The 11,497-nt window shown below is 71.1% G+C and carries 7 protein-coding genes; 2 read left to right on the forward strand and 5 right to left on the reverse strand.

Features of this window, described 5'->3' with window-relative positions; genetic code table 11:
* Window positions 1–3 precede the first annotated feature (3 nt).
* On the reverse strand, window positions 4–717 hold the full coding sequence (locus tag OG928_RS31315) for a succinate dehydrogenase cytochrome b subunit (protein WP_406290024.1): 714 nt from the start codon (window positions 715–717) through the stop codon (window positions 4–6).
* An 88-nt stretch (window positions 718–805) separates the two neighbouring features.
* Between OG928_RS31315 and OG928_RS31320 the strand changes: the two genes are divergently transcribed.
* Window positions 806–1,732 carry a LysR family transcriptional regulator gene (locus tag OG928_RS31320; protein WP_406290026.1) on the forward strand — a complete coding sequence of 309 codons (927 nt, stop codon included), beginning with the start codon at window positions 806–808 and terminating at the stop codon, window positions 1,730–1,732.
* Window positions 1,733–1,777: 45 nt separating this feature from the next.
* Here the strand turns inward: OG928_RS31320 and OG928_RS31325 are convergent, their stop codons facing one another.
* Window positions 1,778–2,227 carry a PaaI family thioesterase gene (locus OG928_RS31325; protein WP_406290029.1) on the reverse strand — a complete coding sequence of 150 codons (450 nt, stop codon included), beginning with the start codon at window positions 2,225–2,227 and terminating at the stop codon, window positions 1,778–1,780.
* Window positions 2,228–2,296: 69 nt separating this feature from the next.
* Between OG928_RS31325 and OG928_RS31330 the strand changes: the two genes are divergently transcribed.
* On the forward strand, window positions 2,297–3,004 hold the full coding sequence (locus OG928_RS31330) for a TetR/AcrR family transcriptional regulator (RefSeq protein ID WP_406290031.1): 708 nt from the start codon (window positions 2,297–2,299) through the stop codon (window positions 3,002–3,004).
* Window positions 3,005–3,447: 443 nt separating this feature from the next.
* Here the strand turns inward: OG928_RS31330 and OG928_RS31335 are convergent, their stop codons facing one another.
* The 3 genes from OG928_RS31335 to OG928_RS31345 all read right to left on the reverse strand — a co-directional run bounded on the left by OG928_RS31335 (window position 3,448) and on the right by OG928_RS31345 (window position 11,158).
* Window positions 3,448–4,023, reverse strand: a complete 576-nt coding sequence (locus OG928_RS31335) for a TerD family protein (protein WP_406290034.1) — start codon at window positions 4,021–4,023, stop codon at window positions 3,448–3,450.
* Between the two features lie 347 nt (window positions 4,024–4,370).
* Entirely contained in the window at window positions 4,371–6,305 is a 1,935-nt protein-coding gene (locus OG928_RS31340; protein WP_406290035.1) for a histidine kinase, read from the reverse strand.
* A 338-nt stretch (window positions 6,306–6,643) separates the two neighbouring features.
* Window positions 6,644–11,158: an FG-GAP-like repeat-containing protein gene (locus OG928_RS31345; RefSeq protein WP_406290037.1), complete on the reverse strand. Its 4,515-nt coding sequence runs from the start codon at window positions 11,156–11,158 to the stop codon at window positions 6,644–6,646.
* Window positions 11,159–11,497 lie beyond the last annotated feature (339 nt).

Genomic DNA, 11,497 nt, shown 5'->3' on the forward strand with positions numbered 1-11,497 from the left:
CGTTCACCCCACGATTCCGACGGTCACGGCGAACGGCACGGACAGGAATCCGACCGTCATCAGCACGGCGTAGCCGGTCGCGATCCGGCCCATCAGCCGCTCGGCCCCCGGGCGTTGCCGGCCGAGCGTGCGGGTCATGCTCCACACGCCGTGGCGCAGGTGGAAGCCGACCGAGATCACCGCGACGGTGTAGATCGCGGTGATGTACCAGTGCTCGAAGTCGGCGGTGACGTTCGTGTACGGCTTGCCCGAGGCGCCGACGGGGTTCGCCACCCCGACGGTCAGGTCGAGCAGGTGGTAGACCACGAACAGCGCGATGATTACGCCGCCCCAGCGCATCGTGCGCGCGGCGTAGGAGCCCTGTACGGGCGGTCGGTGCACGTACTTGACCGGGCGGGCGCGGCGCGCGCGACGGGTGAGCAGGATCGCCATCGCCATGTGCACGACCACGCTCACGGTCAGCGCCGCGCGGATGATCCACAGGGTTCCCTCGTGCGGGACCAGGGGCTCGCCGATCGTACGGAGCCAGTGCGCGTAGTGGTCGAAGCTCGACTCGCCGAAGAAGATCTTGAGATTGCCCAGCATGTGGGCGGTCAGGTAGGCAAGGAGCACGGCACCGCTGACCGCCATCGCGATCTTCATCATGACGGTCGAGCGGTGCGACGCTCCCTGCCTGCGCCGCCCGGTGGAGTGGGGAGCACGGGTCAGGGTCGCCATGCGTTCGACGGTAGGCGGACCAAGGTCATGCCGTCCAAGATCGGTTCGGCCTTGTTTCGATAGCCACAGGCTATGCAAGGCTGGGAGCATGCAGCTTCAGCAACTCGTCTACTTCGTCGCGGTCGCCGAGACCCGGCACTTCACCCGCGCGGCGGCCCGCACGCATGTCGCGCAGCCGTCGCTGTCCAAGCAGATCCGGGCGCTGGAGCACGAGATGGGCGCCGAGCTGTTCACGCGCGTGCGCGGCAACATCGCGCTGACGCCCGCGGGGGAGCGGTTGCTGCCGATCGCCCGGCGGATCCTGGCGGACGTGGACGTCGCGCATCTGGAGGTCGCCGAGTTGGTCGGGCTGCGCTCGGGGCGGGTCCGGATCGGGGCCACGCCGTCGCTGTCGGCGAGCCTGCTGGCCGAGGTGCTGCGCGGGTTCAACGCGCGCTACGACGGGATCCGGCTGCTGGTGGACGAGAACGGCTCGCGCGACCTGGTGCGATCCCTGCTGCGCGGTGATCTCGACCTCGCGCTGATCGTCGTACCGCCGCAGGGCGTCGGCGCGGCGCTGACCACCGAGCCGCTGCTGCGCGAGGAGTTGGTGCTGGCCGGGACGCCGCCGGTGGCGGGGCCCTCGGTGCCGATCTCGGCGCTGCGCGGGGTGCGCCTGGTGATGTTCCGGGACGGCTACGACCTGCGCGAAGCGACCCTGACGGCCTGTCACGAGGCGGGATTCGAGCCGGAGTTCGCGGTCGAGGGCGGCGAGATGGACGCGGTGCTGCGGTTCGTCGAGGTGGGCCTGGGGCCGGCCATCGTGCCGAGCATGGTGCTGGTCGGCCGGCCCGGTCTGACCGCGACGCCGCTGGCCGCGCCGGGTCTGTCGCGCACCATCGCGCTGGCCCACCGCAGCGACGCCGCGCTCACCCACGCGGCGCGCGCCTTCCGCGACGAACTGCGGGCGTTCCTGACCCCGGAGCGGCTGCCGGCGGGGGTCGAGCGGATCGGGGCGGCGGGCTCGAAGGCGTGAGCCGCGAGCGGCGGGATCGTCCCGGATCCCGCCGCCGGGGTGGGCTCAGCCCAGCGGCATGATCAGGCAGGTCGTGGTCGCGGTGGCGAGCAACCGGCCCTTGTGGTCGGTGAGTTCGGCCTCCGCGGTGCGGATCGTGCGGCCGCGGTGGATCACCCGGCCCTCGGCGCGCAGCTTGCTGCCGTCCAGCGGGCCCGGGCGCAGGTAGCGCACGGAGATGTCCAGCGACGTGTACCCGGTCGCGGGCGGCAGCGTGGTGTGTACCGCGCAGGCCATCGCGGAGTCGAGCAGCGTCGCCGCGATGCCGCCGTGCATGGTGCCGATCGGGTTGGCGAACTCCGCCCGCGCGGACGCGGTGAACACGATCCGGCCGTCCTCGACCTCTTCCGGCTCCATGCCGATGAACGGGCCGATGCCGGTCGGCATCCCGTGGTCCCGGAGCGCCTGGAGCTGCTCCAGGCCGGTCGGGCCCGTTTCCTGCGACGTGGTACTCATTCCAAACCCCTCACCTGAGTTGACGTTGTCAAGTTGACAGCGTCAAGTCGGTGGCTGTCAACTGGAGACGTGCCTCCCACCAGTCGCTCCCGCTCCCGTTCGCGCGCCCGCCCCGGTGACGGGGCGCTCCTGCGCGAAGAGATCCTGCGTGCCGCCACCGCGCTGCTCGACACGGCGGGGGAGGAGTCCGCGCTCACGCTGCGCGCGGTCGCCGCGCGCGCCGGCGTCACGACGCCGTCGGTGTACCTGCACTTCGCGAGCAAGGAGGCGCTCGTCGAAGCGGTGTGCCTGGCGGTGTGGGAGGACCTGGGTCGGCGGATGCGCGACGCGGGCGCCGGGATCGAAGACCCCTACCAGTCGATGCGCCGGCGAGGTGCCGCGTTCATCCGCTTCGGGCTGGAACACCCGGTTCAGTACCGTTTGTTGATGATGCGCCGGCGTCCGACCGGCGGCTCGACGTGGCAGGCCGCCGACGCGTGCCTGGACTACGTCGGGGAGGCGGTGCAGCCGTGTCTGGACGCCGGGGTCCTGGTCGGCGACGCGACCCGGATCGGGCTCCAGATGCTCGCCGCGCTGCACGGTCTGGTCGCGCTGTACATCGCGCAGCCCGACTATCCGTGGCCCGAGGACATCGAGACGATGGCCGACGAGGTGACCCGGATGGCGGGCCTGGGCTCCGCGCTGGCCGGCCGACTGCGCGGTCCCGGCCCGGCGCCCGGCGCGAGCGCGTTCGCGGCGGGTTTCGACGCGCTCGCCGACCGGCTCCGCGAGGACTAGGTGTATCGCCCACGGCGGCCGGGTCCGTTCGTTCGTCCGGGCGTCCGTCCGTTCGTCCGGCCGGTCGCCGTCGCGGGCAGCAGGGCAGGGCGTGGCTGGGCGGGCCGCTCCCCGAGTGGGAGGCGGCCGCGCGCCCGGCGCCGTCGGGTCAGTGACCCTTGCGCTTGTTCGCCTGCGCCTTCACCTTCTCGACCACGGACTTGACCTTGTCCGGGTTCTTCTTGGCGTAGTCGGTCGCCTTCTTGATCAACTTGTCGAGACCGGCCATGACGCGCTCCCTCGGTTCGCGGCCATCGGTGCGATGTCCGCTGTGGATCATGTTGCCCTGGTTACGACTCAACCACGGCCGCCGCCGAATCGTTCCCGATCCGACGTCAGGGCCGCACCGAGGACGATGCGGCCCTGATCACGGCTCATCCGTTTGTCGCCCGCGAGTGCGGAACTCAGACGTTGACGCCGAAGTCCTTCGCGATGCCGGCCAGACCCGAGGCGTAGCCCTGGCCGACCGCGCGGAACTTCCACTCGTTGCCGTTGCGGTACAGCTCGCCGAAGACCATCGCGGTCTCGGTCGAGGCGTCCTCGGTGAGGTCGTAGCGCGCGAGCTCGTTGTTGTCCGCGCGGTTGACGACCCGGATGTACGCGTTGCGGACCTGACCGAACGACTGGTCGCGGGCCACGGCGTCGTGGATCGACACCGGGAAGACGATCCGCTGGACGTCGGCCGGCACCGACGCGAGGTCGACGTTGACGACCTCGTCGTCGCCCTCGCCCTCGCCGGTGAGGTTGTCACCGGTGTGCTGGACCGAACCGTCGGGGCTGGTCAGGTTGTTGTAGAAGACGAAGTGCGAATCGGAGAGCACCCGACCGTCGTTGCCGAGCAGCAGCGCGCTCGCGTCGAGGTCGAAGTCCGCACCGGTCGTACTGCGCGCATCCCACCCCAGGCCCACCGCGACGGCGGTGAGGCCGGGCGCGGCCTTGGACAGGGATACGTTGCCGCCCTTGGCGAGGCTGACTCCCATGGCAGTGCTTCCTTCCCTCGTGCATATCGGGGTACGGGCGGATCGGGTGATCACGCGACGGCCGCCCGATGGGTAAATCTACAGGACTGTAGAAGCCCGACGTGCGTCGGTGTGACGAGCGCGGATCGTGCAACGTGCGATCGCCAATGCAGTGATACCCCATCCCACCACTAGCGGACGACAACGGGCAGGCCAACTCTCGATGCCGGCACCCGGATTCCTCCGGATTCGGGCCGGCGGGCCGGTTCGTCCACCGGGTTCACGCACGCGTTCACACCCGTTCACACCCGTTCACGCACGTTTACGCACGTTCACGCACCCGCCCACGCACCCGTCCAAGCACCGGTTCACGCGTTCCGGAACCCCCGATCCGGCGCGGGAACGCGAGCGGACAGCCGGAACGCCTCGCCGTCCGCCCCCGCGGTCAGGCTCCCGCCGAGCGCCTCCAGGCGCTCGATCAGCGAGCACAGACCCATGCCCGGCCCGGTCGACGCGGACCGGTCCACCGGTCGTACCCCGTCGTTGATCAGGGTCAGCACGACCACGCCGTCCGGCTCGACCGACGCGGTGATCGCACACCGGCTCGCGGTGCTGTGCCGCAGCACGTTGGTGGCGCCCTCGCGCAGCACGGTGGCCAGCACGGTGTCCGTGCCCACCGGCAACTCGCCCACGTCGACCGCGACATCCACCGTCATCCCGGCCGCGGTCAGGATCCCCCGGGCGGACCGCGCCTCGACCACGAGGGACATGCCCCGATATCCCCCGGCCACGGTGTCCACATCGGCCAGCGCCTGCCGGGCCATCGCCAGCCCCTCCGCGAGCTGCGCGCCCGCGAGCTCGGGATCGCGGTCGGCGAAGCGCAGCGCGAGTTGGCTCTTGAGCACCAGCGCCGACAGGCTGAACCCGAGCAGGTCGTGCAGGTCCTGCCCGAACCGCAGCCGCTCGCGCGCGACGTGCACGGCCGCCAACTCGCTCCGCGTCGCGTGCAGCGCCCGCGCCAGGTCGGCGAGCTTGACCAAGCCGTACACCAGGACCGCCCGTTCCAGGATCCACACGATGTTGTAGACGTGGTCGAGGGCGGTCGTGCTCCACGTCCCGAGGTACATGTCGTGGCAGGCGAGCACCGCCACCGCGAGCACGCGCACGGGACCGCGCAGCAGCACCAGCGCGAGCCCGGCCAGGAACAACCCCACCGACCAGGTCTGCTCGTCGAACACCACCAGCGGGACGTACGCGAGCGCGACCTGCGCCGCGAACGTCCACCGCCACCGGCGCGGGCGACCGCCGTCGGCCGGCGTGCAGTTGTGCACGTACAGCACGACGAACGCGAGCAGCAGGACCGCGAACAGCGCCTGCCGGGCCGGCGAGTAGTCGTTCACCACCAGCACCCGCACCGGCAGCGGCACGATCAACAGGACCAGGATCACCACCCGCAGCACCGACACCGCGCGCGGCGTGGGCTCGGCCGCGATCGCGGGCGGCGGGGCCGCCTCGACGTCGCGGTGCGCGTGGGCGAAGGCCCGTGCCTGGGTCATCGCGCCGCGGGCCTCCTCCAACGCGTCGGCGAGCTCCCGGCGCGCGTTGTCCGGCCGCTCGCGCAGCCCGGCCAGGAGCGTGTCGCCGCGCCCGACGATCCGGGTCAGGTTCGCCCCCACACCGGCGGTCAGGGTCCGCGCGAAGCGCAACCGTTCGCGCGCGACCTCGGCCTCGGCGAGCGCCGTGCGGGTCGCCGACAGCGCCGCGATCAGATCCGTCAGTCCGGCGAGTGCGTACACCGCCAGGCCCACCAGCGCGGCCTGACCCACCACCAGGTACAGCGCCTCGACCACGGTTGGCCGGATCGCGAGCCCCACCGGCACCTGCGCGGCCAGCACCGCGAGGAAGCCGGCCCACGCCACCCACGCCGGCCGCAGCAAGAGCAGGGCCGCGCCGGCCAGGAAGCCCGAATTGCCGTACCACGTGTCGTGGAACCACATCATCGGCACGTAGGTGAGCAGGGCCTGCGCGGCGAGCGTCCAGGCCCACCCCGCGGGCCGGGAGCCGTCCGCCGGGCGCAGGCAGTTGCGGATGTGCAGCGCCACCAGCGCGATCAGCAGCCCGAGCGCGACGCCCTTGGCGGTGGAGGACAGGTCCGTGGACCGGACGAGCCCGACGAATCCGCCGAAGAAGAACCCGCCGGTGACGACCCCCACGACCACGCGCGCGAGCAACGGCGCGAGCGCGGCCCCCTCCCAGGGGCCGAGCGCGGCCCGTATCGCGCTGCGGCGAACACCCGACGCCATGACCGCCCTTCGCGCTGTTCCCCGAAGCCGCCGACGGCGACGACGTCGAGCATGCCGGCCGCACCCCGAAGCCCCCGACCGCGGCCCGGGACCGCCTGGCGCGTGTCTGCACGCGCCGGGCCGCGGCAGCAACACGATACCGACCGTCCACCCGGTCGCTCACTATGGCGCCGAGACTCGGGTCACCCACACGGATCACCCCCGCCGGCACCGGCCGGGCGACACCGCGCCCGCGCGGCCGGGGGCGCGAGAGCGGACCGGCGGCGTGAGCGACGAACGGGGCGAGGCCCGGCGCGGGTGCGTCGGGCCTCGCCCCGTTCGTTCCGCTCGTCCTGTCGCTACCAGGTGCCGGGTGTCGCCTGCCACCCGTTCACGAAGCCGGGGAACAGGCCGTCCGCGGTGCTCGGGAAGGTGTGCAGCCCCGAGGAGCCGTCGGCCGAGTTGTACATGGCCGCGATGTCCGTGCGGCCGTCGCCGTTGAAGTCCCCGGACACGGGCCGGGCGGCGTCACCCCACCACGTACCGTTGGCCGACTTCCAACTGCGCACGTCCTGGGCGAATCCGCCGTCGGCCCGCGCGATGAAGGTGAACAACGCGGACTCGCCACCGCCGTAGTCGTACATCGCCGCCGCGTCGGCCCGACCGTCGCCGTTGTAGTCGCCCGACGTGAGCTTGGCCCGGGTCCAGTCCCAGTTGCCGGCCGGCACCCGCCACGACTCGAACGGGGCGTTGAATCCGCCGTCCGGCTTGGAGAGCAGGGTGTGCAGCGCGACGGCGTCGCTGGTGTTGTTGCCGTACCCGTAGAAGCCCGCGATGTCGTCGCGCCCGTTGCCGTCGAAGTCGCCGCTGATGTACTTGACGCCGCCCGACCACCACCAGCCCGGGTTCGACTTCCAACTCTGGAACGGTGCGTTGAACTCACCGTTGCGGTTGCCGATGAACGTGTGCGCGCTGGCCACGCCGTTGCCGTGGTCGTACACCATCGCGACGTCGTCCACCCCGTCGCCGTTGTAGTCGCCCGCCAGCGCAGTGGCGCGCCACCACTCCCAGTTGCCGGGAGCGACGTAGGCGCTGCGGACCCCCTCCTCGAAGGTCCCGTTGTCGCGGGCCGCGAAGGTGAACCACGCGTTGCTGCCGTCCGGGTACCCGTACAGCGCGCCGACGTCGGCCCGGCCGTCGCCGTTGAAGTCGCCGATGACGTACTTGGCGTACTTCGATCCGAACCAGCCGATGTGGCTGGTCCAGGCCGGATACGGCGCCTCGAGGGTGCCGTTGGCGTTCCCGGAGGAGACGAAGAACGCGGTGGTCTCGAGGCCGTAGTCGTACACGGTCACCACGTCCGCGAAGCCGTCGTCGTTGACGTCGCCGGCGAGTTCCCAGCGCCGGTCCTGGGTCCGGTCGTTGGGGTCGTGCTCGGTCGCGGTCTGGGTGGCCTCGTTCCACCGGATGTAGCCGTTCTGGAACGAGCTGCGCCGACCGCCCGCGACGTCGAATTCGTCGGAGTTGGGGTAGCCGAACCGACCGCGTTCCCAGCCCAGTTCGGACCATCGGGTGCGGATGCCGCCGTTGACCGCCCAGGCCCCGGTGTACGGACTCCAGTAGATCGACGCGTTGTTGGCGAAGTGCGTGTAGCGCCCGGTGCCGTCGGGAACGGTGTTCACGCCCGTCGTCGGGGCGCCCGCGAAGCCGTACGGTCCGGCCAGGTCGAGGTACTTGGTCAGGATCGGACCGCAGACGCGCTGGGTGCCGCCGCCCGGGGAGGCGAATTCCTGGCAGTGGTCCCAGGAGGTCTCGCCGGTGGCGTTGGTGGCGCCGCCGTGTTCCGTGCGCAGGCCCGGATAGAAGAGCCGGTCGCCGTTCGCGCGGAGCACCCAGAGGTCGGGGATGCCGTCCGCGGTGACGTCGGGAAGGGCGGTGATCTCGGCGATCTGGCCCTTCTGCCAACCGCTCGCGCCGTACTCGAACCGGGAACCGCTCGCGCCGAGCGAGCTCAGCCGCGTGCCGTTGCCCTCCTTGACCCCCTTGTAGACCCACAACTTGCCGTCGCCGGCGATGGTGCGGGCGATCAGGTCGACGGCGCCGTCGCCGGTGATGTCGCCCGCGCCGTGGATGGTGTAGTTCTGCCAGCCACCGCCGCCGATCGACTCGACCTTGTCGATCGTGCCGCCGGTGTAGCCGGTGAGCGCGTACAGCGTGCCGGCGGCGTCCACCGCCATCAGGTCGGGGTGCCCGTCGCCGCTCGCGTCGCCGAGCGACAGGATTTGGGTGAACGTGGACGGGGCGGGTGCGCCGGCCGGGAGCCGGAGTTCCATCCGTCCGCCCACCTCCACACCGCCGCGGCCGTTGCCCGGGTAGATCCACAGCCTGCCGTCGGGCATCCGGGCGATGACGTCCTGGAGGCCGTCGCCGCCCCAGTAGTCGCCGTTGTAGGTGACCAGGGCGTTGGTCCAGTAGCCCGCGGGCACCTTGCCCTCCGCCACGCCCGCGGCGTCGAGCGACTCGTTGAGCCGGCCGCCCGAGAACGACGGGTACACGCGCAGGTTGCCGGCGCCGTCGACGGCGGCGAGGTCGGGCTTCTGGTCGCCGGTGAAGTCCATCGGGCCGTCGACGGTGTCGCGCGGCTCGACGAAGAACGTGTAGGCGGTCTGCGTGGAGTAATTGCCGACCGCGTCCTTGGCCTTGACGTACAGCACCGTCGGCCCCGCGTGCGGCGGGATGATCTTCAGCGTCGCGACACCGCCCGGGGAGTTGGGCTTGGCCCGGTTGGTGAACGACGTGGTGTCGAGGCTGTAGGCGTACTCGACGACGTCGCTGCCGTCGCCCGACTTGAAGGTGAAGTCACCGGTGGTGCCGAACTCGGCGCCGGCGACCCAGTCGCCGTCCTTGCCGGCGGGGAACTGCGGCGAGGAGATCTCCGGGGCGCTGGGCGCGCTCTGGTCGACGGTGAACTGGCAGGGGATCGACCCGCCGGCCTTGCCGTTGAGGTCCGAGACCGCGCCGTCCGTGTCGCGGGCCTGCATGTTCCACGAGTAGGTGGCGCCGTCGACGAACCTCGGGGCCCGGATGTCGTAGGTGATCACGCCGCGTGAGTCGGGCCAGAGGTAGTCCGCGAACAGGTAGTCCGAGGTGCCCGTGCGCCAGACGTTGAGCCAGATTCGGTCGAGGTTGCCGTCCGGGTCGCTGCCCTGGGCCGTGAGCCGGACGTCGGTGAGGCCGATGCGGGCGAAGGGCGCGTTCGTGGTGCAGGGGCCGCCGGGGGTCAAGGTCGGGTCGATCGGCTGGTTGGGCGGACGGTTGTAGACGACGGACAGGACCGGGTCGTCGCGGAACTTCTTCCACGCGTAGGCGTCGTTCTGGTCGGTGGCCCGGATGCCCATGGTGATGTCGGGCCAGCCGGCGGCGGAGGCGCGTTCGGCGGCGTTCTTGGCGTTGAAGCCGATGTAGTCGCCCGGGCAGGAGGCGTTGTAGCCGTGTGCCTCGTTGCGCTTGTCGAGCATGACGACGTCGCCCGGGCGGTTGTTCCAGGTGGTCGCGGAGCTGATCGGCGCGGTGAGCCAGAGCTCGACCTCGCGCTTGTTGCACGACCAGGAGTGGTGGTTCATGACCCGGAAGGTCGCGCTCTGCACGGCGACGTTGCGCATCCCGTTCTCGTCCCAGTCGACCCGGAAGAACGATTGCGAGGTGCCGTTGCTCTGCGACTCGTGGCCCGCGCGGGCGTCGTCGGTGCCGCCGTTGAAGTTCGCGCCGTTCCAGAACGAACTGCCGGCGTAGGTCTTGTAGGCGAGCGTCCAGGCCTCGGTCTGGCCGTTGAAGGACGGGTCGATGAAGACCGGGTAGGTGGTCTCCGGTGCGCTCAACAGCTTTTGATCCGGCGTCAGGCGCAGCGTGTCGGCGTCGAGTCTGGTGCCGACGAGGGCGTCGCGGCTGCCCTGCTCGGGGCCGCCCAGGCCCGGCAGGTCCAGGCCGGCGGTCGGGGCGGTCTGCGGGTGGCCGCTGGAATCCCACATGTACGGGGTCGGCGCGGCGGCGACCTCGCGACCGGCGGCATCGACGGCGCGGACGACGTGGGCGTCGTCGATGGTGAACCTCAGGTCGGCGGAACTGAGCCGTAGTCCGAGCTCGGCGAGTTTGGGATCGGCCGCCGCCTCACGGGACTTGACGACGATCACCTGCGAGAAGCCGTTGTCGGTGGCGGTCAGCACCAGGTCGGCACCGGGAAGCACCTCGGGGTAGAGCACGCGTGAGTCGCGCACGATCGGCTCGGGCAGGGGGCCCGGCCAGTGCATCGCGAACCGGCTCGCGCCGACGCTCATTTCGAGCAGTCGCACATCCGTCGCGGGCGTCGGCTCGGCGGTGACGGTGGCCACGGCGGTCGTGCGCGCCGCGGCGCGACCGGCCCGGTCCTCGGCGGCGCCGGCCCGCGCGGGCGCTCCCGCGAACCGCAGCCCGACCGAGGTGGCCCTGGTCGTCAACGACCCGTCGGCCGCGGGCACGAGCGTGGCGTCGATCGCCACCCACTGTCCGTCCCGCTTCACCCGGACGGGCTTGACCCCCTCGTCCCGCGTGAAGGTCCCGTCGGGGTTGGCGTGCGTGGTTCCGGTCGCCGTCAACGTCTCCGCGACCAGCACGGGCTTCCCGGTCGCCGCGGCCACCTTCTGCGCCTTGGTCTCGGCGATGGTGACCGCCGACTCCACCGGCCGCGCGGCCGCGGGCCCGGTCTTCTTCCGCCCGTCCCCGTCGTCATCGACGACCACCACAACCCCACCGGCCCCGACCGCCAAAGCCACGGCCGCCGCCACTCCCACCCCGACCCGTTTCCCGGGCCATGCCAACCGCAGCCGTCTCACGGCCATCCACCCCACCCTTTGAAACCCCCCGGCTGCCATTGTGTGAATGAACAGCCGCTACCGAAGATCGAAGCAAAAACGCGCTCGCGAAAAGCACGGGCACAGATATGTCGAGCACAGCATGGCCTTCCATGGGGCCGGACGCCACGTGGGCAAAGTCGAAGAAATCGAAGTGCGGCGGATCACGCGTCCCCGATGGCCCGGGAGGGCCTGATCGAGACACCCGGCTCGATATCGATGCGCGACACGAATCGGCCATCGGCAGCGGGGTCGAACTCACGCAAAACTCATATTTGTGTCTGCTCTTGTGTCGTTTTGAGGAGTAATAAAGCAAAAGAACGACGT

Source organism: Embleya sp. NBC_00896, assembly GCF_045207785.1.
In the GTDB taxonomy this organism is placed as follows: Bacteria; Actinomycetota; Actinomycetes; order Streptomycetales; family Streptomycetaceae; genus Embleya.

Bases quoted from the DNA above. Each gene is read 5' to 3' on its own strand.
- OG928_RS31315 (WP_406290024.1), bottom strand. From the start codon at position 717: ATGGCGACCCTGACCCGTGCTCCCCACTCCACCGGGCGGCGCAGGCAG.
- OG928_RS31320 (WP_406290026.1), top strand. From the start codon at position 806: ATGCAGCTTCAGCAACTCGTCTACTTCGTCGCGGTCGCCGAGACCCGG.
- OG928_RS31325 (WP_406290029.1), bottom strand. From the start codon at position 2,227: ATGAGTACCACGTCGCAGGAAACGGGCCCGACCGGCCTGGAGCAGCTC.
- OG928_RS31335 (WP_406290034.1), bottom strand. From the start codon at position 4,023: ATGGGAGTCAGCCTCGCCAAGGGCGGCAACGTATCCCTGTCCAAGGCC.
- OG928_RS31340 (WP_406290035.1), bottom strand. From the start codon at position 6,305: ATGGCGTCGGGTGTTCGCCGCAGCGCGATACGGGCCGCGCTCGGCCCC.
- OG928_RS31345 (WP_406290037.1), bottom strand. From the start codon at position 11,158: ATGGCCGTGAGACGGCTGCGGTTGGCATGGCCCGGGAAACGGGTCGGG.